Origin of the sequence: Nocardioides limicola (assembly GCF_016827675.1) — a bacterium.
Classification (GTDB): Bacteria; Actinomycetota; Actinomycetes; order Propionibacteriales; family Nocardioidaceae; genus Nocardioides; species Nocardioides limicola.
In genome coordinates, this window is record NZ_JAERJA010000001.1 from 752,428 (window position 1) to 773,401 (window position 20,974).

General features: G+C 70.0%; 21 protein-coding genes and 1 tRNA gene. 7 read left to right on the plus strand and 15 right to left on the minus strand.

What is annotated here, in order from left to right; all coding sequences use genetic code 11:
* Window positions 1-9 precede the first annotated feature (9 nt).
* Genes JKG67_RS03655 through JKG67_RS03665 form a run of 3 tightly spaced genes read right to left on the minus strand, consistent with a single transcriptional unit; the run spans window position 10 to window position 2,598 of the window.
* Window positions 10-597: a TetR/AcrR family transcriptional regulator gene (locus JKG67_RS03655; RefSeq protein ID WP_203335858.1), complete on the minus strand. Its 588-nt coding sequence runs from the start codon at window positions 595-597 to the stop codon at window positions 10-12.
* Between the two features lie 10 nt (window positions 598-607).
* Window positions 608-1,405 (minus strand): SDR family oxidoreductase, encoded by a 798-nt coding sequence (locus JKG67_RS03660; RefSeq protein ID WP_203335859.1) that lies wholly within the window; start codon window positions 1,403-1,405, stop codon window positions 608-610.
* The gene (locus tag JKG67_RS03665) at window positions 1,402-2,598 is read right to left on the minus strand and encodes an acyl-CoA dehydrogenase family protein (RefSeq protein ID WP_203335860.1); all 1,197 of its coding nucleotides are present in this window, start codon (window positions 2,596-2,598) and stop codon (window positions 1,402-1,404) included. Before JKG67_RS03665 ends, JKG67_RS03660 begins: the two co-directional genes overlap by 4 nt.
* 59 nt (window positions 2,599-2,657) lie before the next feature.
* Here JKG67_RS03665 and yaaA point away from each other — a divergent pair, with 59 nt between their 5' ends.
* Window positions 2,658-3,434, plus strand: a complete 777-nt coding sequence (gene yaaA, locus JKG67_RS03670; RefSeq protein WP_203335861.1) for a peroxide stress protein YaaA — start codon at window positions 2,658-2,660, stop codon at window positions 3,432-3,434.
* Between the two features lie 17 nt (window positions 3,435-3,451).
* Here the strand turns inward: yaaA and JKG67_RS03675 are convergent, their stop codons facing one another.
* The 7 genes from JKG67_RS03675 to JKG67_RS03705 form a co-directional block, all read right to left on the minus strand.
* Window positions 3,452-4,081, minus strand: coding sequence for a histidine phosphatase family protein (locus JKG67_RS03675; RefSeq protein WP_203335862.1), 630 nt, complete (start codon window positions 4,079-4,081; stop codon window positions 3,452-3,454).
* Window positions 4,078-4,821 carry a zinc ribbon domain-containing protein gene (locus tag JKG67_RS03680; RefSeq protein ID WP_307816416.1) on the minus strand — a complete coding sequence of 248 codons (744 nt, stop codon included), beginning with the start codon at window positions 4,819-4,821 and terminating at the stop codon, window positions 4,078-4,080. The genes JKG67_RS03675 and JKG67_RS03680 overlap by 4 nt, the downstream gene beginning before the upstream one ends.
* The gene (locus JKG67_RS03685; protein WP_203335864.1) at window positions 4,818-5,951 is read right to left on the minus strand and encodes a Nif3-like dinuclear metal center hexameric protein; all 1,134 of its coding nucleotides are present in this window, start codon (window positions 5,949-5,951) and stop codon (window positions 4,818-4,820) included. The genes JKG67_RS03680 and JKG67_RS03685 overlap by 4 nt, the downstream gene beginning before the upstream one ends.
* A 39-nt stretch (window positions 5,952-5,990) precedes the next feature.
* Window positions 5,991-6,062, minus strand: a tRNA-Val gene (locus JKG67_RS03690).
* 276 nt (window positions 6,063-6,338) lie between these two features.
* On the minus strand, window positions 6,339-6,806 hold the full coding sequence (locus JKG67_RS03695; protein WP_203335865.1) for a peroxiredoxin: 468 nt from the start codon (window positions 6,804-6,806) through the stop codon (window positions 6,339-6,341).
* A gap of 7 nt (window positions 6,807-6,813) precedes the next feature.
* Complete coding sequence (locus tag JKG67_RS03700; RefSeq protein ID WP_203335866.1) at window positions 6,814-8,406, minus strand: AMP-binding protein; 1,593 nt, start codon at window positions 8,404-8,406, stop codon at window positions 6,814-6,816.
* Between the two features lie 34 nt (window positions 8,407-8,440).
* Window positions 8,441-8,869, minus strand: a complete 429-nt coding sequence (locus JKG67_RS03705) for a DUF3052 domain-containing protein (protein WP_203335867.1) — start codon at window positions 8,867-8,869, stop codon at window positions 8,441-8,443.
* Between the two features lie 185 nt (window positions 8,870-9,054).
* Between JKG67_RS03705 and aceE the strand changes: the two genes are divergently transcribed.
* Entirely contained in the window at window positions 9,055-11,814 is a 2,760-nt protein-coding gene (gene aceE, locus JKG67_RS03710; protein ID WP_203335868.1) for a pyruvate dehydrogenase (acetyl-transferring), homodimeric type, read from the plus strand.
* Between the two features lie 38 nt (window positions 11,815-11,852).
* Here the strand turns inward: aceE and JKG67_RS03715 are convergent, their stop codons facing one another.
* Together JKG67_RS03715 and JKG67_RS03720 are read right to left on the minus strand one after the other, a co-directional pair.
* Entirely contained in the window at window positions 11,853-12,824 is a 972-nt protein-coding gene (locus JKG67_RS03715; protein WP_203335869.1) for an alpha/beta fold hydrolase, read from the minus strand.
* Window positions 12,825-12,908: 84 nt separating this feature from the next.
* On the minus strand, window positions 12,909-14,075 hold the full coding sequence (locus JKG67_RS03720; protein ID WP_307816417.1) for a PucR family transcriptional regulator: 1,167 nt from the start codon (window positions 14,073-14,075) through the stop codon (window positions 12,909-12,911).
* A 140-nt stretch (window positions 14,076-14,215) separates the two neighbouring features.
* Between JKG67_RS03720 and JKG67_RS03725 the strand changes: the two genes are divergently transcribed.
* The 4 genes from JKG67_RS03725 to JKG67_RS03740 are packed head-to-tail and all read left to right on the plus strand — an operon-like array spanning window position 14,216 to window position 17,751.
* Entirely contained in the window at window positions 14,216-15,193 is a 978-nt protein-coding gene (locus JKG67_RS03725; protein WP_203335870.1) for an ACP S-malonyltransferase, read from the plus strand.
* Entirely contained in the window at window positions 15,190-16,194 is a 1,005-nt protein-coding gene (locus JKG67_RS03730) for a beta-ketoacyl-ACP synthase III (protein ID WP_203335871.1), read from the plus strand. Before JKG67_RS03725 ends, JKG67_RS03730 begins: the two co-directional genes overlap by 4 nt.
* Window positions 16,195-16,237: 43 nt before the next feature.
* Window positions 16,238-16,495 (plus strand): acyl carrier protein, encoded by a 258-nt coding sequence (locus tag JKG67_RS03735; protein WP_203335872.1) that lies wholly within the window; start codon window positions 16,238-16,240, stop codon window positions 16,493-16,495.
* Between the two features lie 2 nt (window positions 16,496-16,497).
* Window positions 16,498-17,751 carry a beta-ketoacyl-[acyl-carrier-protein] synthase family protein gene (locus JKG67_RS03740; protein ID WP_203335873.1) on the plus strand — a complete coding sequence of 418 codons (1,254 nt, stop codon included), beginning with the start codon at window positions 16,498-16,500 and terminating at the stop codon, window positions 17,749-17,751.
* 7 nt (window positions 17,752-17,758) lie between these two features.
* Here JKG67_RS03740 and JKG67_RS03745 read toward each other — a convergent pair whose 3' ends face one another.
* Entirely contained in the window at window positions 17,759-18,277 is a 519-nt protein-coding gene (locus tag JKG67_RS03745; protein ID WP_203335874.1) for a DUF3145 domain-containing protein, read from the minus strand.
* 132 nt (window positions 18,278-18,409) lie between these two features.
* A complete protein-coding gene (locus JKG67_RS03750) occupies window positions 18,410-19,351 on the minus strand; it encodes an alpha/beta fold hydrolase (protein ID WP_203335875.1) in 942 nt (313 codons plus the stop codon).
* 25 nt (window positions 19,352-19,376) lie between these two features.
* Between JKG67_RS03750 and JKG67_RS03755 the strand changes: the two genes are divergently transcribed.
* Window positions 19,377-19,904, plus strand: coding sequence for a hypothetical protein (locus JKG67_RS03755; RefSeq protein ID WP_203335876.1), 528 nt, complete (start codon window positions 19,377-19,379; stop codon window positions 19,902-19,904).
* A 67-nt stretch (window positions 19,905-19,971) separates the two neighbouring features.
* Here JKG67_RS03755 and JKG67_RS03760 read toward each other — a convergent pair whose 3' ends face one another.
* Window positions 19,972-20,868, minus strand: coding sequence for a tetratricopeptide repeat protein (locus JKG67_RS03760; protein ID WP_203335877.1), 897 nt, complete (start codon window positions 20,866-20,868; stop codon window positions 19,972-19,974).
* Window positions 20,869-20,974 lie beyond the last annotated feature (106 nt).

The following is a 20,974-nucleotide window of genomic DNA, read 5'->3' on the forward strand; positions in this document are numbered from 1 at the left end:
CTTTCGGGTCTACCCGGCGGCGATGCCGTCGAGCAGGATGGTCAGGTACTGGTCGGCAACGTCGTGGTGAGACAGCTCCCCGCCGGGGCGGTACCAGCGGACCGCGACCCACACGGTGTCCCGGATGAACCTGTAGACGAGCTCGATGTCGAGGTCGCGGCGCAGCGCCCCGGACTCGATGCCCTCGGTGAGCAGGGTCATCCAGACCTGCCGGGACTGCACGTTCCGCTCCGCCAGGTAGCCGAACCTGTCGAAGCCGCCGAGGTAGTCGGCGTCGTTCTGGAAGATGGCCACCTCGTGACCGTGACTGTCGATGGTCTCGAACGAGATCCGCACCGCCGCGTCGATCTTGGCGCGCGCGTCGGCGTCGCTGCTGAGCACCTCGTCGTAGCGCCCGAAGAGCTCGTCCTGGAACGACGACAGGATCTCGTCGACCATCGACTCCTTCGAGTCGAAGTGGTGATAGAGACTGCCCGACAGGATCCCGGCGGCGTCCGCGATGTCACGGACGGTGGTGTTCTTGAAGCCCTTCTCGGCGAAGAGCCGGGCGGCGATGCGCAACAGCTCGCCGCGCCGGGAGGTGGTGTCGGTGGTCATCACGGGCTCCTCAGGGGTGCTGGCTGCTCACGGAGATGACCTCGCCGGTCAGGTACGACGAGTAGTCACTCGCCAGGAAGACCATCACATTGGCGACCTCCCACGGTTCGGCGGCCCGGCCGAACGCCTCCTTGGAGGTCAGTTCGGCCAGCAGGTCGTCACTGGTGACCTTGGCCAGGAAGGGGTGCATCGCCAGGCTCGGCGACACCGCATTGACCCTGATCCGGTGCTCGGCCAGGTCGAGTGCCGAGCACCGGGTCAGCGCCATCACACCGGCCTTGGCCGCGGCGTAGTGGGCCTGTCCGGCCTGGGCACGCCAGCCGATCACCGAGGCGTTGTTGACGATCACCCCGCCGTTGCCGGCCGCGGCCATCCGCCGCCCGGCCGCCCGGATGCAGCGGAAGGTGCCGGTGAGGGTGATGTCGAGGACCTTGCTCCACTGGTCGTCGGTCATCTCCAGGACGCTCACCTCGCCGCCCAGGCCGGCGTTGTTGATCATGATGTCCACCCCGCCTGCTGCTTCGGCGAGGTCGAGCAGCGCGGTCACCTGGTCGTCGTCGGTAACGTCGCAGACCAGGCTGCTGACCCGGTCGGCGCCGAACTCGGCGGCCAGGGCCTCCTCGGCCTCGGCGAGGCGCCGGGCGTGGGTGTCGCTGACCACCACATGCGCGGCCCCCTCCTCCAGGCAGCGGCGCACCACGGCGGCACCGATGCCGGCTCCGGCGGCGGCGGTGACCACCACCACCTTGCCGCGGAGCAGGTCGTGGCCGGGCACGTACGCGGGCACGGCAGTGGGAGAAGTCGTCACAGGGTCCCCTTGGGTTCGGGTGGCAGGCCGAGCACCCGCTCGGCCAGGATGTTGCGCTGGATCTCGTCGGAGCCGCCGTAGATGGTGTCGGCCCGGCTGAACAGGAAGAGCCGCTGCCACTGGTCGAGTTCCCCGTCGTCACCGGCGGTGAGCCCGTCGGGGCCGGCCACGTCCATGGCCAGTTCGCCGAGCTGTTGATGCCAGTTCGCCCAGACCAGTTTGGCGATCGAGGCCGCTCCCCCTCCGGAGGCGGAGTCGCCGCCGTGCTCGGCCAGGGACAGGCCGCGCAGCGCGTTGAGCCGCATCACCGTGAGGGTGGCCTTGGCTGCGGCGAGTCGGTCGGCGATCACCGGGTCGTCGATCCGCCCGGTGCGGCGGGCCAGGTCCACGACGCTGTCGAGTTCGCGCTCGAAGCCGACCTGCTGACCGATCGTGGAGACCCCGCGCTCGAAGCCGAGCAGGCCCATCGCCACTCCCCAGCCGGCGCCGACCTCGCCGACGACCAGGTCGGCATCGGTGCGGGCGGCGGTGAAGAAGACCTCGTTGAACTCCGACCCTCCGGTGAGCTGCTCGATCGGGCGCACCTCCACCCCGGGCTGGGCCAGCGGCACCAGCAGGAAGGAGAGGCCGCGGTGGCGTTGCGAGTCCGGGTCGGTGCGGGCGATCACGAAGCACCAGTCGGAGTACTGGGCCAGCGACGTCCAGACCTTCTGGCCGTCGATCACCCACGAGCCGTCGACCAGTCGGGCCCGGGTGCGCACGTTCGCGAGGTCCGAGCCGGCCTCGGGTTCGGAGTAGCCCTGGCACCAGAGCTCCTGGACGGCAAGGATGCCGGGCAGGAAGCGTTGCTGCTGGGCGGGGGTGCCGAAGGCGATCAGGGTGGGTCCGAGCAGTTCCTCACCGAGGTGGTTGACCTTGACGGGGGCGTCAGCGCGCGCGTACTCCTCGTGGAAGATCACCTGCTGGTGCAGCGACAGCCCACGGCCGCCGTGCTCGACCGGCCAGCCGAGCCCGGTCCAGCCCTGGTCGGCCAGGTAGCGGTTCCAGGCCAGCCGCTCGTCGTACGCCTCGTGGTCGCGGCCGGGACCACCCAGGCCACGCAACGCCCCCCACTCCCCGGCCAGGGAGTCGCGGAGGAACTCGCGCACCTCGACGCGGAACGCCTCGTCGGCGGCGGAGTGGCTCAGATCCATACCATCACCCTACCAAGCACTTGCTTGGTAGGGCTAGCGCGTCCGCTACGGTGGCGCCCGTGCTGATCCTGTTGCCGCCCAGCGAGGGCAAGTCCACGCCGACCCGGGGGCGACCCCTCGACCTGGACACGCTGGCCCATCCCGAGCTCACCGAGGGCCGCGCCGCAGTGCTCGACGCGTTGGTGACGGCCGCCCGCACCCTCCCCGAGGAGGAGGCCGCGGCGATGCTCGGCGTAGGCGTCACCCAGGCCGACCTGGTGCACCGCAACCGCGAACTCCTCGGCGCAGCCACCGGCCGCGCCGACCGGATCTACACCGGCGTCCTCTTCGATGCCTTGGACCTGCCCGGCCTCCCGACCGCCGCTAAGCGCCGCGCCGCTACCCGGGTCGCGATCACCTCGGCACTGTTCGGGCTGGTCCGCCCCGGGGACCGGATCCCGGCCTACCGACTCTCCGGTGACGTCACCCTGCCCGGCCTCGGCCCGGTGGCCGGTCACTGGCGCCGACATCTGCCCACCGTTCTCGAGTCCGGCCGCGGCCTGCTGGTCGACCTCCGCTCCACGGCGTACGCCGCGTTCTGGCGGCCGCCCGTTGCGCACGCCGACCGGGTGGTCACCGTCCGGGTGCTTCACGAGCACAACGGCACCCGCAAGGTGGTCAGCCATTTCAACAAGGCCACCAAGGGACGGATCACCCGCGATCTGCTGACCGCCGGCCAGGATGCCCGGACCCCGGCCGCGTTGGCGGACCTGCTGACCGGGTTGGGCTGGAACGTCGAATCGGGCCCGGCAACGAAGGCCGGCACCCGGCTCGATGTGGTGGTCGGCGCGGTCTGACACGACCAGGGGGGTGCTCAGGGGCCTGCGTTCAACAGCCGCAGCACCGGGTGCAGGCCACGCTCGGGGTCGTCGTGATAGGCGATCTCGGTGAGCGAGGCGGGGGCAAGTTCGGTGCGGTAGACCGACTCCAACGGCGCCCCGACGGCATGGGTCACCAGGGTCTTGATCGGGGTCACGTGGCTCACCACGAGGACGGTGCCGCCGGCGTGCTCGGCCAGCAGCCGGTCCCGGGCCGCCAGCACCCGTGCCTCCACCTGACGTAGCGACTCGCCGCCACCGGGCCCGTGGTCGAGGGAGCCGAACCAGGCCTGCATGTCATCGGCGTACTGCTCACTCACCTCGGCGAAGGTGAGCCCCTCCCAGACGCCGAACTCCATCTCCGCCATCCCGGGCTCGCTGACCACCGGGTCGATGCCGAGCGTCTCGGCGACGATCGCCGCGGTCTCCGCGGTGCGCAGCACGGGCGAGGTCACCACCACCGTGGGACGGAACCGCTCGGCCACCCACAGGGCGGTGCGGTGCACCTGCTCGCGACCCTCGTCGCTGAGTCCGGGGTTGCGGCCGCCGAGCCCGCCGGAGAAGCGCTTCTGGGCCGTGTGCGGAGTGACTCCGTGGCGGACCAGGAGCAGGGTGGTGGTGCTCACAGCCCCGACTCGTCAGTGCGGATGAGGATCCGCTGGCACTCCTCGCAACGCAGGACTTCGTCGGCGGGCTTCTGCTTGATCTGAGCCAGCTCGGCGTTGTCCAGGGTCAGCATGCAGCCCTCACAGCGTCGGGCTCGCAGCATGGCCGCACCGACGCCGCCCTTGGCCGCCCGCAGCCGCTCGTAGAGTGCGAGCAACTCCGCAGGCATGTCTGCGATCAGGCCGGTCCGGTCCGAGACCTGGTCGGCCAACTGCTGCTCCAGCACGCCTGCCTTCTCGTCCCGGGACTTGGCCAGGGACTCAAGCTCGACGTCGATGTTGGTCACCCGTGCCGTCAACTCGGTGAGCTCGGCCTGCGCGTCCTCCACCTGCTGCATCACCTCGAGTTCGTCGTCCTCGAGCTTGGCGATCCGACGCTCCAGCGAGACCATCTCGTGCTGCATCCGCTCGATGTCGGCGGGCTTGGTGACCTGGCCCGCTTCGAGCCGCTGCTGGTCACGGGTACGCCGCGCCTTGACCTGCTCCACCTCGGCGTCGACCTGGCGTTGTTCGACGCTGAGGTCGTCGACCTTGATCCGCACGTCCCTGGTCGCGTTGTCGAGTTCGGTGCGCTCGGCGGTCAACTCGGCGATCCGCGCCAACTCGGGGAGGTTCGCCAACTGGTGTCGCAGCTGGTCCGCCTTCGCGTCCGCTGTCTGGACGTCAAGCAGCGTGAGCTGGGCGACGGGGTCGGCTTTCACAGGTCTCCTCTTGATACGAACTGCCATGGGTCAGTGCGCACCGTGCTGATGCGGGTGTCCACCGTATCGCCCAGGGCCTCGCGAAGCAGCGACTGGACCACCGGCAACCACGTCGACTCGGCCGCCCAGTGCGCCACGTCGATCAACGCCGGCCCGCCCTGCTCGACGAACTCCGACGCGACGTGGTGCCGCAGGTCGCTGGTCACGTAGACGTCGACGTCGGCATCGGCCAGCGACGGGAGCAGGAAGTCGCCGGCGCCACCACAGACCGCGACCCTGCGAACCGGCCGGTCGGGGTCCCCGGCCACCCGGACCCCGGAGGCCGTCGCCGGCAACGCCGCAGCGACCCGGTCCGCGAACTCGGCCAGGGTCTGCTCCGACACACTGCCGATCCGGCCCGTGCCGGTCGTGCCTGTCGCGGCACGGGACCCGGCGAGCTCGATCACGTCGTGGGCAGGCTCCTCGTAGGGGTGCGCCGCCCGCATCGCCGCCACCACCGCGTCGCGCCGGTGCCGCGGCATCACCGCCTCCACCCGGACCTCGGCCACCACCTCGGCCCGGCCGATCTGGCCGATCGCCGGGTCCGCGCCCGGCAATGGGCGGAACCTGCCTTCGCCGGACGCGGTGAAGCTGCACTGGTCGTAGTCGCCGATCCGGCCGGCCCCGGCCTCCGCGATCGCCACCCGGACCTTCTCGGCGTGACCTTCGGGAACGAACACCACGATCTTGTCCAGGGCGGTGTCGTCCTCGGCCACGATCGGGACCAGATCGGTGAGCCCCAGGGCCGAGGCCATCGCTTCGGAGACCCCGCCGGCGGCCTTGTCGGCGTTGGTGTGCGCGGTCAGCAGCGCGCAGTCGGCACGCAGCAACGTGCTCAGGGTGCGTCCCTTCGGGGTCACCGGAGCGATCGAGTGCACCGGCTTCAGCAGCAGCGGGTGGTGCACCAGCAGCAGGTCGGCCCGCCAGGCGGCGGCCTCGTCGGCCACGGCGGGGGCGGGGTCGACGGCGAGCAGGATCCGGCGTACCTCCGCGTCCGGGTCGCCGCTGACCAGTCCGACGGCATCCCAGTCCTCGGCGGTGGCCGGGGGATACCACTGATGCACCAGCGCGATGACGTCCGCGAGCTTCATGGCCGTCAGGCTACTGCCGCCCGAGGTCGGCGACGTGGGTGGGCGCAGCAGGGATCGAACCTGCGACCACCTCGTTGTAAGCGAGGTGCTCTACCGCTGAGCTATACGCCCGTCAGCGGAACAGAGTAGGCCAGCCGCCGCGCCGGCGCAGCACCGGGACCGGGCATCGGACGGGCTGCCAGCGAACAACCCTTGAAATAAGGCGGAGCCGCCGGCGTCTCGGGTCACCAGCGGCTCCGGGTCAGCCAGCAGCGCGAACGCCGCCGACCGACGGAGTCAGACCGCCAGAGTCTCGGGTCTCCAGCGATCGACTAGTAGAAGTATGCAGGATGAAGTGGCTGAGTCAAAGCGAAACGTGTCAGATCCGTAGAACCTTTTACGTTTTTCTCAGTCAGCGACGGCTGCGCGCAGCTGTCGCAGGTGCTCATCGAGGTTCCGCCCCTGCGAGGTGGGCTGGTGGACCGCCCAGGTGAGACGGCCCTCGGCGTCGACCACGAACGAGGAACGCCGGGGGCATCCGCGTCGCTCGTCGAAGACGTCGTAACTGCGGGTGGCCTCACCGTGCGGCCAGAAGTCGGAGAGCAACGGCAGGTTGATCCCGTCCCGGTCCGCGAAGACCCGCAGCGCATAGACGGGGTCACAGGAGATCCCGAGCACCTCGTGGTCGAAGGTCACGAACTCGGCGAGTCGCTGCCGCAACTCCCCCATCTCACCGGTGCAGACCCCGGAGAACGCGAACGGGTAGAACAGGATCAGCACCGCCTTGTTCCCTCGGAAGTCCGACAGGGACACCTGTTGTCCGAACTGGTCGGTCAGGGTGAAGTCCGGGGCACTGTCCCCGATGGTCAGCGGCATCGCTGCATCAGTCCGCCGCCAGGTGTCGCTTGAGGATCTTGCCGGTGGCGTTGCGCGGCAGTTCGTCGATGAAGACGAAGTCCCGCGGCACCTTGAAACGGGCGAGGTTGGTCTTCACCCAGTCACGCAGGTCGTCCTCGGTGGGCGCGTCGCCCTCGGTGAGCACCACGAATGCGCGCAGCCGCTTGCCGAACTCGTTGTCGTCGACGCCGATCGCGGCCGCCTCGACCACCCCCGGATGCCGGACCAGGCAGTCCTCGACCTCCTTGGGGAAGACGTTCTCACCGCCGGAGACGATCATCTCGTCATCGCGGCCCTCGACGTAGAGGCGGCCGGCCGAGTCGAAGCGACCCACGTCGCCCGACGACATCAGACCGTCGATCATCTCCTTGCTGCCGCCGCCGGTGTAGCCCTCGAAGAGCAGCCCGTTGCCGACGAAGATCCGGCCGGTCTGACCCGGCGGCACTTCCCGCCCGTGGTCGTCGAAGATGCGCACCACGGTGGCATGCGGTGGCCGACCCGCCGATCCCGGGGCGAGCCGGATGTCGGTGGGGGTGGCGATGCTCGCGTAGGCGACCTCGGTGGACCCGTAGATGTTGTAGAGGTTGTCGCCGAACTGATCCATCCAGGCGATCCCCAGGTCACCGGGGAGCGCCGAGCCGGAGGCGGCGACCACCTTCACCGACGACAGGTCATAGGAGTCCAGGGTCTGCTGCGGCAACTGCAGGGCACGTTGCAGCATCACCGGGATCACCACCAGCGAGTCGCAGCGGTGTTTGGCGGCCGTGGCCAGGAACTCCTCGGGCTCGAATCGGCGACGCAGCACCACCGTGGAGCCGAGCAGCATCGCCAGCGCCAGGTGCGCGAACCCCCAGGTATGGAAGAGCGGCGCGGCGATGTGAGTGCGCCAGCCCGACCTCAGCGGCATCCGACTGAGCAGCGAGACGGCAGCCGGGATGCCGGCCTCCTTGCGCGGGGCCCCCTTGGGGGTGCCGGTGGTGCCGCTGGTCAGGATGACGATCCGGGTGTGCGAGTCCGGCGGGTCCAGGTCCTCGCGGGAACCGCGGGCGATCAGACCCTCGAGGGTCTCGTCGTCCACCTCGCCGTCGGTCCAGGCGACCACGCGCTGCACCGCGGGAGCCGCTGCCAGCAGGTCGGTGAACTCCTGGTCGTGGATCACCACGCTCGGCTTCTCACGCGCCAGTACGTCGACCAGCTGCGGGCCGGCGAAGGCCGTGTTCAGGTAGAGCACGTCGGCGCCGAGCTTGGAGGCGCCGATCGTGGCGTCCAGGAAGCCGCGATGGTTGCGACACATCACCGCGACGGAGTCACCCTCGCCGACCCCGAGCTTGCGCAGCTCGTGGGCGACCGCGTTGCTGCGCTGGTGCAGTTCGCCCCAGGTCAGTTCACCGAGCTCATCGATCAGGCCGACCTGGTCGGGGATCCGCACAGCCAGTGAGGCGAAGCCGCCTGCCGGACCGGTCCCCCACTTCTTCACGACCTTCACCAGCCGGGTGAGGACCACCGGGGAGTAGGGGCGGATGATGCCGGCCGCGCCGAGGACCTTGGCGGAGGTGGTGGCGTTCTTCAGTGCGTTCAAGGTGGCTGTGCTCCTGGGTGAGGCGGAGGGGGGGTCAGGCTGGAGTCTTGGGCGCGACGAGGCGCGTGGCGGCCCAGTCCGAGCTCACCGCCACCGTGGTGGTGGTGGCCAGACCAGCGATCGGGGCGGCCTCGGCGATGTCGGCGGCGTCGACGGCCCCCGGGCGGCCGATCTTGGGGGTGAGGAGCCAGATGGCCCCACCGCCCACCAGATCGGTGAGCGAGTCGACCAGTCCGTCGACGAGATCCCCGTCGCCGTCACGCCACCACAACAGCACCGCATCGACCACGTTGCCGTAGTCGCCGTCGACCAGGTCCGCGTCGATGACGTCCTCGATCGCGATCCGCAGGTCGTCGTCGGTGTCGTCGTCCCATCCGAGCTCTTGGACGACCATCCCGGGCTTGAACCCGAGTCGGCCGGCTGGGTCGGTCCCTACGGAACCGCCACCCACGGTCGCGCTCAACGTGCTCCTCCAATTCTCAGCCCGCACTCTCGGCGGGCAGATGTCGTGGTCCGGCTGGACGGATGTGGGAGTAGTCCATCGGAGAACCCGCACCGGCGCAACCCTCCTGCCCGGATGCCGAAGGGCGAGACGGCTACTCTGCGGTAGATACCACCCCCGGTGTGACACATGCAACGATTGGCGACGTGAACCACACACCATCTCAGAACTCGACGGCGACCCCGTCAGTCATCCACGAGGGTCTGCCCACTCAGCTGCCGGACATCGATCCCGACGAGACCACCGAATGGCTGTCGTCGTTCGACGCAATGGTCGATGACCGGGGCCGCGACCGCGCGCGGTACCTGATGCTGCGCCTGCTCGAACGGGCCCGGGAGAAGCAGGTCGGGGTTCCCGCACTGCGGAGCACCGACTACATCAACTCGATCCCGCCCGAGCGTGAGCCCTGGTTCCCCGGCGACGAGGAGGCCGAGCGTCGGATCCGCGCCTTCATCCGCTGGAACGCGGCGGTGATGGTCAGCAGCGCGAACCGCAAGGGCCTCGAGGTCGGTGGCCACATCGCCACCTACCAGTCGTCGGCCAGCCTGTACGAGGTCGGCTTCAACCACTTCTTCCGGGGCAAGGACCACCCCGGCGGCGGCGACCAGATCTACATCCAGGGCCACGCCTCCCCCGGCATCTACGCCCGCGCCTTCCTCGAGGGCCGGTTGACCGAGGAGCAGCTCGGCCGTTTCCGCCAGGAGGTTCAGCACGGCGTGGGCGCCGGACTGTCGTCGTACCCGCACCCCCGGCTGATGCCCGACTTCTGGGAGTTCCCGACGGTCTCGATGGGCCTCACCGGCATCAACTCGATCTACCAGGCCCGCTTCAACCGGTACCTGGCCAATCGCGGCATCAAGGACACCGCCGACCAGCGCGTGTGGGCGTTCCTCGGTGACGGCGAGATGGCCGAGCCCGAGTCGCTCGGCGCGATCCGGGTCGCCGCCCGCGAGGAGCTCGACAACCTGGTCTGGGTGATCAACTGCAACCTGCAGCAGCTGGACGGGCCGGTCACCGGCAACGGCAAGATCATCCAGGAGCTGGAGGCGAACTTCCGCGGCGCCGGCTGGAACGTGATCAAGGTCGTCTGGGGCCGCGAATGGGACGACCTGCTCGCCCGTGACGTCGACGGCGTCCTGGTGAACCGGATGAACAGCACCCCCGACGGAGCCTTCCAGACCTACTCGACCGAGTCCGGCTCCTACATCCGTGAGCACTTCTTCGGCAACGACCCCCGGCTGCGCAAGATGGTCGAGCACATGAGCGACCCGCAGATCGTGAAGCTGCCACGCGGTGGCCACGACTACCGGAAGGTGTACGCCGCGTTCGACGCGGCCACCAAGCATGCCGGTCAACCGACGGTGATCCTGGCCAAGACCATCAAGGGCTGGACCATCGACTCCCTGGAGGGCAAGAACGCCACCCACCAGATGAAGAAGCTCACCCAGGACGACCTGAAGCGGTTCCGGGACCGGCTCTACCTGCCGATCTCGGACCGCGATCTGGAGAGGTCGTTCAACGAGACCGGCACTGCGCCGTTCTTCCACCCCGGCGAGAACGCCCCCGAGATCGAGTACATGCTCGAGCGGCGCGCCCAGCTCGGCGGCTCGGTGCCCCGACGGGTGGTCCGGTCCAAGCCGCTCACGCTGCCCGGCGACAAGGTCTACGCCGAGCTCAAGAAGGGCGCCGGGAAGAACAAGGTGGCCACCACGATGGCGGTGGTCCGGCTGCTCAAGGAGTGGATGCGCGACTCCGAGATCGGCAAACGGATCGTGCCGATCGCCCCGGACGAGTACCGCACCTTCGGCATGGACGCGATGTTCCCGACCGCGAAGGTCTACAACCCGTCGGGCCAGCAGTACGAGGCCGTCGACCGGAACATGCTGCTGGCGTACAAGGAGTCGGCGCAGGGGCAGATGCTGCACGAGGGCATCAGCGAGGCCGGAGCGATGGGGTCGGCCACCGCGGCCGGATCGTCGTACGCCACCCACGGCGAGCCGATGATCCCGTTCTACATCTTCTACTCGATGTTCGGCTTCCAGCGCACCGGCGACTCGATCTGGGCGATGGCCGACCAACTCGCCCGTGGGTTCCTGATCGGCGCCACCGCCGGACGCACCACGCTGACCGGCGAGGGCCTGCAGCACGCCGACGGTCACTCCCCGCTGATCGCCGCGACCAACCCGGCAGTCGTGCACTACGACCCCGCGTTCGCGTACGAAGTGGCGCACATCATGGAGTCGGGACTGACCCGGATGTACGGCGAGAACGCCGAGGACGTGATCTTCTACATCACCGTCTACAACGAGCCGGTCAGCCAGCCGGCCGAGCCCGACGACGTGGACGTGGAGGGGATCCTGCGGGGTCTGCACAAGGTCTCCACCTCGACCGGGGCCGGCCCGCGGGTGCAGTTGCTCGCCTCCGGGGTCGGCTACCCGTGGATCGCCGAAGCGGCCCAGATCCTCGCCGACGAGTACGGCGTGGCCGCTGACACCTGGTCGGTGACCTCGTGGAACGAGTTGGCCCGTGACGCGCTCGCCTGCGAGGACGCCGCGCTGGTCAGCGGCGACCGTACGACGCCGTACGTGACCGCAGCCCTGTCGGGGGCCGAGGGTCCGTTCGTCGCGGTGTCGGACTACATGGGTGCGGTGCCGTTGCAGATCGCGCGTTGGGTGCCCGGCGACTACCGGGTGCTCGGAGCGGACGGCTTCGGTTTCGCCGACACTCGCCCTGCGGCGCGCCGCTTCTTCCGCATCGACGCAGCCTCGGTGGTGGTGCAGGCACTGACCGCGCTGGCCGACGCCGGCGAGATCGACGAGTCGGTGGCCCGGGAGGCAGCCGCGAAGTTCCGGATCGACGACCCGACGGCCGTCTCCGGTGTCGCTCAGGAGGGCGGCGACGCCTGAGTGCACGGGATCGCCGGGGCGGTTGCGCCCCGGCGGTCTCAGGCCGTGGTCAGTTGCCGCAGCGGTGCCACCGGCGGCTCGCCGCCGTCGGCCTGGTGCACCCGGATCAGGCTTCCGCGGCGCAGCAGTTGGCGCACCTTGACCTTGCTGTAGCGCGCGGCCGGGTAGCTGTCCATGAAGTCGCGGACCACATCGGTGAACTCGTCCGGGTGGTCCTTGTGCGGGAAGTGTCCACTTCCGTCGAAGACCTTGGTCTCGGCCTGGGACGCCAGCGCTCGGGCGGTCTGGATGTGCTTGACCGGCAACACTCGGTCCTGGCTGCCCCAGACGACGAGCAGCGGCATCGTCTCGGTGAGGTAGGCGCGGTCGCCCATGGTGACGATCTGACCCTGCCAGTCGATCACGGCCCGGACCAGGTGGCGGATCGCGAATCGGGTGCCGCGGTCCTGCCACGAGTCCACGATCGAGGCGATCTCGCCGAGGTCATGGGTCCAGGGCGTGTCCAGCAGGGACAGCGCCCGCAGCGCCCCGGTGCTGACGTGCCGCAGACCCGGCTGGGTGACGACCCGCATCACCGGTTCCCAGCCCGGCGCCTGGATGAGTTTGATCAGCGGGGTCACCTCGGGGCCGAGACCGCCTGGGGCGACCAGGATCATCCGCTCGGTGCGCTCGGGGAACTGGTAGCCGAACTGCATGGCCACCCCTCCGCCGAAGCTGTGCCCGACGACGGTGCACTTGTCGATGCCCAGCACCGTGAGCAGATCCCGCATCCCGTTGGCGTAGCCGCCCAGCGTGTAGTCGGCGCGCGGCTTGTCGGAGTCGCCGTGACCCAGCAGGTCCGGGGCGATAACCGTGTAGTGCTCGGCCAGTTCGCGGATCACCGGGTCCCAGGTGGTGTGGTCACAGGCCAACCCGTGCAGGAGCAGCAACACCGGTCCGGTCCCGGCCTTGACGTAGGCGCGCCGGTGGCCGTGGATGGTCACGTACTCCAGATCGAACGAGTCGGACATCGGGCCGCCTTCCGTCAGCAAGGGGGCAACAGTGAACCACGGCAGGGGTCCCGCGCAAGCGTTTCCCCTTGATTTGAGCCAAATTCAAGGTTCGGTGCGACCGACCACCAGGGCCACCCGGAGCACGAACGCCTCCCGTGGATCGGTGGCCGAGAGGCCCGTGAGTTCGGCGACCTGCCGGAGCCGGTAGCGCACCGTGTTCGCATGCACGAAGAGCGCCCTGGCACTGCCTTCGATGGAACCTCCGGCCCCGAAGAAGTTGGTCAATGTCTCCAGCAGCGTGTCCGACTCGGCCACCGGGTGGAACACCTCGGCGAGGAGTCGCTCCCGGGCCGTCTCGTCGCCGCACAGCACCCGTTCGGGCAACAGGTCGTCGGCGAGCACCGGACGGGGCGCCTCGACCCAGGCGGGCGCTGCCTGCAGCCCCCAGACGGCGTCCAGGGCCGCCTCGTGGGCGCGGGTCAGGTCCGGAACCGGTCCGCCGGCCACCACCGGGCCCGCTCCGAAGTGCTCGGTCACCTGCTGGGCGACCTTCTCCGCGTCCCGGACGCCGCCCAGCACCAGCACCAGTCGCTCCCCCTGGACGGCACAGAGCACCTCGAGGTCCAGGTGTCGGGCGTGGTGCCGGATCCCTTCGAAGAGCCCGCCTTCGGGTCGGTCCACCGGCGCCGAGCCGAGCACCACCACCACCCCTCCGCGCCCTGACCACCCCAGCGCACTGGCCCGCGACAGCAGTGACTGGTCGCTGTCCGAGCGCATCACCGAGTCCACCACCAGCGCTTCCAGTCGCGCATCCCAGGCGCCGCGCTGCTCCGCGGCGCGGGCGTACACCTCGGCGGTCGCGAAGGCGATCTCTCGCGCATACCGCGACAGCGCCGTGTGCACGGCCATCGCGTCGGATGCGGGCACGATCCCGTCCAGGTGCTCCTCGACCACGTCGATGCTCAGTCGGGCCAGGTCGACGGTCTGATGCAGGGTGATGGTGCCGGTCAGGGTCCGTGGCGCTTCGCCGAAGACCTGCGAGATGACCTCGAGCTCGGTGACCGGCGGACCCCCGTCGCGATACCAGTCCGAGAAGCCCCGCAGACCCGACTGGACGATCAGCGAGACCCACGATCGTTCCTCGGCGCTGAGTCCGCTGAACCACGGCATGTCGCGCGCCATCCGGGCGGTCGCGGCCGTGCTCAGCGAGCCCACCGCGCGCAGCAACAGATCGGCCACCCGGTCGGGCCCTGCTGGGTCGTCGTTCACGCGGTTCAGGCTAGGCCATCTGCCCCGGATCCGGAGCACCGGACGCGGTGGATCTTTGTAGGGTTCTCACAGAGAAACCGACCGGTAGTGGTGAGCACCGCAGGAGCGACACCTTGACCCGACAGGGCACAGTTGGTGACATGCTGATCGTCGTCGCTCCGGGGCAAGGCTCCCAGACTCCGGGCTTCGTCGCGCCCTGGCTCGAGGACCCGACGTTCGCCACCCGCTTCGAGTGGCTCTCCAGCGTGGCCGGGATCGACCTGACCCACGCCGGCACCAAGGCCGACGCCGACGAGATCCGCGCCACCGACATCGCTCAACCGCTGCTGGTGGCCACCGGCCTGGTGGCGGCCCTGGCCCTCTTCCCGCGGCCGTCCGAGGCGTTCGGGCAGGTCGGCGCGGTCGCCGGTCACAGCGTCGGGGAGCTCGCCGCCGCCGCCGGCGCCGGCGCGATCACGGCCGAGCAGGCGATGGTGCTGGTCCGCGAGCGTGGCCGGGCGATGGCCCAGGCCTCGGCCGCTGCCGACACCTCGATGACCGCCGTACTCGGTGGCGACCGGGAGGCCGTGCTCGCCTCGCTGGCCGCGTTCGGGCTGACTCCCGCCAACGACAACGGCCCCGGCCAGATCGTGGCTGCGGGCACCATCGAGCAGTTGGCGGCCTTCGCCGCCGACCCGCCGGCCGGGGCACGACTTCGCCCCCTCCAGGTCGCCGGTGCCTTCCACACCACCCACATGCAGAGCGCTGTCGCGCACGTCGCCGCACTGGCTGCCGCCGTGTCCACCCACACCCCCCGCACCCGGTTCATCTCCAACCGTGACGGCCAGGTCGTCACCGACGGCGCCGAGGTGCTGGACCGGATCGTCGGCCAGATCGCCGGGCCGGTCCGCTGGGACCTCTGCCTGGCCTCGATGCGTGACCTGGGCGTCACCGGCCTCTTGGAGTTGCCACCGGCCGGCACCCTGACCGGGATCGCGAAGCGCTACTTCCGCGGTGCCGAGCAGCCGGTGGAGACGTTCTCCCTGAACACCCCCGACCAACTCGACGAGGCCCGCGAGTTCGTGGCCCGGCACGCCGCGCCGGCCGCCGCACGGCGCGAGTCCGAGGTGGTGGCGTGAGCGCCCGGCTCGCCACCGTCTCCGGCGCCGAGTACGCCGGGATCCTCGGAGTCGGCTCCTACCGACCCACCCGACTGGTCCCCAACGCCGAACTAGTCGACGCCATCGACTCCAGCGACGAGTGGATCCAGCAACGCTCAGGCATCCGCACCCGCCGCTGGGCCGGCGACGACGAGACCGTGGTCAGCATGGGCGTCGCCGCCGCCCAACGTGCCCTGGAGCACGCCGGCGTCGACGCCGCTCAGGTCGACTGCGTGCTGGTCGCCACCATCAGTCATTTGATGCAGACGCCGGCCGCCGCGCCCCTGATCGCGCACCAACTGGGCACCGAGCAGGCCGCCGCCTTCGATGTCTCCGCCGCCTGCGCCGGCTTCTGCTACGGGATGGCGCTGGCCTCGGACATGGTGCGGGCCGGCTCTGCCCGGCACGTGCTGGTGATCGGCAGCGAGAAACTCATCGACATCACCGACCTCACCGACCGGTCCACGGCATTCATCTTCGCCGACGGCGCCGGCGCAGTGCTCGTCGGCCCGACCGACACGCCCGGCATCGGCCCGGTGGTCTGGGGTTCGGACGGTGAGCAGGACGAGTTGATCACCCAGCGTGAGAACTGGAAGTCGGTGATCGCCGACCCCGACCCGCAGATGCCGCATCTGGTGATGCAGGGCAACGCCGTGTTCCGCTGGGCCGCCTTCACCATGGCCAAGGTCGCCAGCCAGGCGCTGGAACAGGCCGGGCTCACCGTCGACGACCTGGACGCCTTCGTGCCGCACCAAGCGAACATGCGCATCACCGACGCAATGGCTCGCGCCATGAAGCTTCCCGACCGGGTGACCATCGCCCGTGACATCGCCGAGCAGGGCAACACCTCGGCAGCCTCGATCCCCCTGGCTCTCGACCGCTTGGTCGCCGAGGGCCAGGTGAGCAGCGGCGACACCGCCCTGCTCGTCGCGTTCGGTGCCGGTCTGGCGTACGCCGCTCAGGTCGTCACCGTCCCGTGAACCCGCACACCTCCAGCTCACCCACACCCATGAGGAGAACACCATGACCAGCACCGCACCCGCATCCGAGGACGTCCGCGCCGCCCTGGCCGACATCGTCAACGAGGTCGCCGGCATCCCCGTCGAGGACGTCCAGCTCGACAAGGCCTTCATCGACGACCTCGACGTCGACTCGCTGTCGATGGTCGAGGTGGTGGTGGCCGCCGAGGAGAAGTTCGGCGTCACCATCCCCGACGACGAGGTCAAGAACCTGACCACCGTGGGCGACGCCGTCGCCTTCATCATCAACGCCAAGGGCTGAGCATGGTCACCACTCGTCGCGTCCTGGTCACCGGTCTCGGTGCCACTTCGCCGCTCGGTGGCGACGTGGCATCGACGTGGCAGGGCCTGCTCGACGGCCGCTCCGGTGTCACCCAGCTGACCGACGAGTGGGCGGAGGGCCTGGAGACCCGGATCGCCGGCACTGTCGCGGTCGAACCCACCGAGCAGCTGGAGCGGGTCCGGGCCAGGCGCCTGGACCGCTCCGGCCAGTTCGCGGTGGTGGCCGCCAACGAGGCCTGGGCCGATGCCGGACTCGCCGTGGAAGCGGGCGCCGACCCGCTCGTCGACACCGAACGGCTCGCCGTCGCGATGGCGTCGGGCATCGGCGGAGTCACCACGCTCCTCAGCAACTACGACGCGCTGCTCCAGAAGGGCCCGCGGCGCGTCTCGCCGCTGTCCATCCCGATGCTGATGCCGAACGGCCCCGCTGCCGCGGTCGGCCTCACCATCGGCGCCCGCGCCGGCGTACACACACCCGTGTCTGCCTGCGCCTCAGGCAACGAGTCGATCGCCCTCGGCATCGACCTGATCCGGCTGGGTCGGGCTGACGTGGTGGTGGTCGGTGGCACCGAGGCCGCCATCCATGCGCTGCCGCTGGCCGCGTTCAGCCGGATGATGGCGTTGTCCAAGCGCAACGACGACCCGGCCGCCGCGTCCCGCCCCTGGGATGCCGGCCGGGACGGCTTCGTGATGGGCGAGGGCGGTGCCGCCCTGGTGCTGGAGTCCGAGGAGCACGCTCGTGCCCGCGGTGCGAAGGTGTACGCCGAGGCCGCTGGCGCGGCGATCACCGCCGACTCGCACGACATCGCCCAGCCCGATCCCGAGGGACTCGGTGCGACCCGGGCGATGCGCCGGGCGTTGGTCGAGGGTGGTCTCACTCCGGCCGACATCGTGCACATCAACGCGCACGCCACCTCGACCCCGCAGGGGGATGTGGCCGAGGCCAGGGCGATCCGACAGGCCCTCGAGTCAGCGGTCGATCGCGTGGTGGTGACCTCGACGAAGTCGATGACCGGCCACCTGCTCGGAGCCGCTGGTGCGCTGGAGTCAGTGGCCACCGTGCTGGCGCTGCATCACCGCAAGGTCCCGCCGACGATCAACCTGGACGACCCCGAGGACGTCGGTCTGGACCTCGCCGACAAGGTGCGCGACCTGCCGGCCGGCGATGCTGCCGCGCTGAACAACTCGTTCGGCTTCGGCGGCCACAACGTGGCGATCGCCTTCCGCACGGTCTGAGCGCGTCTCAGACGACCTGGTGCAGCCAGCGCACCGGTGCGCCCTCGCCGGCGTACCGGAACGTCTCCAGTTCGTCGTCCCAGGGCTTGCCGAGCAGTTTGTCGATGGCGGTCATCAGGTCGTCGCCGCCCAGTGAGGCCTTGACCACGGTGGCCTTGAGTCGGTCCTCGGGGATCATGATGTCGCCGTGCAGCCCGGTGACGGCGTGGAAGACGCCCAGGTCAGGGGTGTAGGAGAAGCGCTCCCCCTCGGAGCTGGCCGTGGGCTCCTCGGTGATCTCGAAGCGCAGGTGGTTCCAGCCGCGCAGCGCGGACGCGACGGCCGCGGCGGTGCCGACCGACCCGGTCCAGGACAACTCGGCACGGTAGGTGCCGGGCTGTGCCGGTTGCGGGATCCACTCCAGGTTCACGGCAGCGCCGAGGACCCCACCGACTGCCCATTCGACGTGGGGGCACAACGCGGACGGCGCGGAGTGGACGTAGAGCAGTCCCCTCGTGGCCGTGGTGCTGGTTGCAGGTGCGGTCACCGGGTTCCTCCTTCATCTTCGGCAGGTTCGCCTTCCCCAGCGACCATGCGATGTCGGAGTCATCCAGTGATGTACAACGTGCAGTAGTGAAGTTGTGAGTCCATTGTGGCCCATGAAGCCACCTGAGACCAGTCAGACTTGCCCGGTGGGGCGGGATTCTTCGATCGGTCTCAGCGGCGTGACCCCGAGCTCCATCACCGTGCCGAGCACTTCACGCGGGATGCCGAGGCCACCGAGGTGGCTCTCCCCCGCGATCACCTTGAACCGGGCATTGGGCAGCAACGAGATCATGTGTTGTCCGTGGCTGAACGGGACGATGTGGTCATCGTCGCCGTGCCACCAGCACACCGGCTGGGAGATGTCGGCGACCCGGAAGCCCCAGTCCCGGGTGAACAGCACCAGGTCGTTGAGGGGGGCCGAGGTCTGGAAGCGACTGCCGTTGAGCAGGTCGTCGAGGAACATCGCCTTGAACTCGGGACGGCCGAGCAGCTTCTTGTCACCCGCAGGCTGGAAGGCGGCGTACGTGTCGATCGCCGGGCCCGCCAACGGCTTGATCACTCGGATGGTGTTGGTCAGCGCGATCCCCAACGGCACACGCGCGATCGACAACGCCGGAGCCAGCCGCACCGCCAGATTGATCGGTCCGCCGGCCGCCGCCTCGGGGCCTCGGGTAGGGGCCACGCCACCGAGCACACCGACGGAGACGACCCGGTCCGGAAGCATCGCGGCCGCGGCGAGCGCGTAGGGGCCGCCGCCGGAGAGTCCCACCATCCGCAGGGCGCCCAGGCCCAGGGTGTCGGAGAGGATCTCCAGATCCGCAGCCCAGTCCGCAAGGACCGGGTAGAGGTGCGACGTCGACGAGCCGATGCCCGGCCGGTCGATGCCGATCAGCCGGATGCCGTGCGCCTCGGCGTACGCCCTCGCCTCCAGGGGGATCTGTCGACGCGCCCCCGGGGTGCCGTGCATCCACACCACCGCCTCACCGTGCGGGGAGCCGTACTCGGCGAAACTGAGGCGGCGATCGCCACGGACTGCGACAGTCCCTTCGAGTGCTGGGCGCTTCGGTGTCGTCATGGCGAAAGTCTGGCACGATTCGGCCATGACTGAAGCACGTTCCACTTCTGCGGACGGTTCGTTGACGGCGCGCCGCCCCCGGTTCCGTCCGCTGGTGTGGATCCCGATCGTCCTGCTCGTCGGCAGCGTCCTGGGGTGGCTGGCGCTGAGCCCGGCTCCGCTGCCCTCACCCGAGGGCACGGTCACCGCCACCTTCCCGATCAGCGAGACCGTGTACGTCGGCGTGCTCGGCCCCAGGGAGATGAGGGACCGGTCCCTGACGGTGCGCAGCATCGACTTCGAGGTGGTCGGGCCGGGCACGGCGACCGCCCTGGTGTGTCGCGGTGGGGCCATCGTGTCCACCCGGGACGCCACGGCCTTCTGTCGCAGTCTCGATGAGGTCGAGGGCGCCACCATCGACTTCGGCTCAGGCGACTCGCTGCTGCTCAGGTTCGAGGCACGCCGTCAGGGTCGACTGCTGGTGCAGGGCATCGACCTGGAGTACCGCAGTGGCTTCCAGTTCGGCTCCGGTCGCACCGGCCCCCGTGTCGAGGTCACCGCGCTGCGCCGCTGAGGGGCACGCTGAGGGGCACGCTGAGGGGCACGCTGAGGGGCACGCTGAGGGGGACGGACGCCGACGTTCAGCGGCGCTTCTCCAGCTCCTCGGCGCGCTGCGCGGCGTCGGTGAGCTCGTCGCCGTCGATGGCGAACGTACGGTGGAACCACTCCAGGGCGTCGGTCTCGCGGCCGGCCTCCAGCAGCGTGTCCGCGTAGGCGTACCGCAGGCGCACCACCCAGGGTTCCCGGCTCTTGGAGTTCAACGGCGCCTGCTCGAGCACCCGCAACGCGGCGTCCAGCTGCCCCAGGTCCCGGCGAGCCCCGGCCTCCACGATCGTCATCTCGGCCTTCGCCTCCGGGCGGAAGTTCGCCACGGACGGGCTCTGAGCGAGCTTGACGGCCTGCTGTGGCTGCCCCAACGCGCGGTGACAGTCAGCCATGATCGGCAGGTACGCCGTGGCTCCGTTCATCCGCTTGGCGGCCCGGAGGTCGGCCAACGCCTCGGCATAGTGACCGGCGGCGTAGGCAGCCTCGCCGGCCGCCTCCCGCACCACGGCCAGCCGCCCAGCGCGGCTGCGGGCGGAGAGAGCGTGCTGGTAGGCAGCTTCGGGGTCGGAGTCGATCAGCGCGCCTGCAGCAGCCAAGTGCCGTGCCACCGTGGCGGCCACCCGCTCGGGCAGTCCGCGCAGTTGGCTGTAGACGTCCCGGCTGAGCTCCTTGCCGGTGACCCCCTCGGGGATCTCCGGATCCTGACGCCGAGGCGTGCGCGGCTCGGTATCGGTACGGCGGTCTGACCCGCCGCGTCGGGCCGAGTCGGGCCGAGATCCCCCGGACGGACGGCCGGCACCGGAACGGCCGGCACCGGAACGGCCAGCTCCAGCACGGCCAGCACCACCGGCGCGTCCGCCTGACGCCCCGCCGGCGCGCGGCGCGCCCTTCCGGTCGCCGGAACCTCGACGGTCACCTGAACGCTCAGCCATTGCTACCTCCGTAGATCACGAGTCCACCCTAGACAACGCCGGGGTGGCGCCTGGCCCAGAGGGCCCAGAAATGCCAGTTGGGCGCCCCCCCAGCGGGGGGCCCCCA

What these genes read in the sequence shown, in the direction of transcription:
- JKG67_RS03735 (WP_203335872.1), top strand. Translation starts at nt 16,238, where the DNA reads ATGACCAGCACCGCACCCGCATCCGAGGACGTCCGCGCCGCCCTGGCC.
- JKG67_RS03665 (WP_203335860.1), bottom strand. Translation starts at nt 2,598, where the DNA reads ATGGATCTGAGCCACTCCGCCGCCGACGAGGCGTTCCGCGTCGAGGTG.
- JKG67_RS03725 (WP_203335870.1), top strand. Translation starts at nt 14,216, where the DNA reads ATGCTGATCGTCGTCGCTCCGGGGCAAGGCTCCCAGACTCCGGGCTTC.
- JKG67_RS03760 (WP_203335877.1), bottom strand. Translation starts at nt 20,868, where the DNA reads ATGGCTGAGCGTTCAGGTGACCGTCGAGGTTCCGGCGACCGGAAGGGC.
- JKG67_RS03715 (WP_203335869.1), bottom strand. Translation starts at nt 12,824, where the DNA reads ATGTCCGACTCGTTCGATCTGGAGTACGTGACCATCCACGGCCACCGG.
- JKG67_RS03685 (WP_203335864.1), bottom strand. Translation starts at nt 5,951, where the DNA reads ATGAAGCTCGCGGACGTCATCGCGCTGGTGCATCAGTGGTATCCCCCG.
- JKG67_RS03740 (WP_203335873.1), top strand. Translation starts at nt 16,498, where the DNA reads ATGGTCACCACTCGTCGCGTCCTGGTCACCGGTCTCGGTGCCACTTCG.
- JKG67_RS03695 (WP_203335865.1), bottom strand. Translation starts at nt 6,806, where the DNA reads ATGCCGCTGACCATCGGGGACAGTGCCCCGGACTTCACCCTGACCGAC.
- JKG67_RS03750 (WP_203335875.1), bottom strand. Translation starts at nt 19,351, where the DNA reads ATGACGACACCGAAGCGCCCAGCACTCGAAGGGACTGTCGCAGTCCGT.
- JKG67_RS03755 (WP_203335876.1), top strand. Translation starts at nt 19,377, where the DNA reads ATGACTGAAGCACGTTCCACTTCTGCGGACGGTTCGTTGACGGCGCGC.
- JKG67_RS03655 (WP_203335858.1), bottom strand. Translation starts at nt 597, where the DNA reads ATGACCACCGACACCACCTCCCGGCGCGGCGAGCTGTTGCGCATCGCC.